The following is a 501-nucleotide window of genomic DNA, read 5'->3' as shown; positions in this document are numbered from 1 at the left end:
CCATAATGGAAATTGTACTCTTCTCCAATGTGAATTCCATTTTGAAACTCTTTGAACTGATCTTTAGTCATTTCATCACTCCATTCAAGTGTTTCAACTAGAGCTTGTAAAAAGCTAAACGAAACGACTGAGAAATTGAGTTGATATCCCTGTTTTATCAACATTAGCTCAGATTTACTTGAAGACTCGTATTCGAAGCAATCAGATATATTTTGTTGGAAATTCTTACTCAGCTTTACGCTAGATTACTTAAAAAAGTATAAATCCCAACGAAAATACTAAATCCAGCAACAAGGAATGACGTGAAAGCGACTGGTTTTCGTTTTTGAAATTCAGTAACCCCCATAACAAGAAACATTCCACCCATTAATAGCATTAAATAAGGCAATATAATTTCAGCTGTTCCACTTATCAAACCATAAATAGATAGAGAAACTACAATAGTTGCCAAAATTATTCTAATTATTTTCACCAGCACTTCCCCCGCAATAATGAAATTAG

General features: G+C 33.1%; 1 protein-coding gene. It reads right to left on the bottom strand.

All coding sequences use genetic code 11. The features are described 5' to 3' along the window. Positions 1 to 235: 235 nt before the first annotated feature. Positions 236 to 501: DUF3953 domain-containing protein (locus PQ511_RS23635; RefSeq protein WP_273854344.1), on the bottom strand; the 266-nt coding region annotated here is incomplete at its 5' end.

Origin of the sequence: Guptibacillus spartinae (genome assembly GCF_028610625.1) — a bacterium.
In the GTDB taxonomy this organism is placed as follows: Bacteria; Bacillota; Bacilli; order Bacillales; family Guptibacillaceae; genus Guptibacillus; species Guptibacillus spartinae.
Note: the sequence above shows the minus strand (reverse complement) of the source record. Positions and strands in the feature narration are given on the sequence as shown.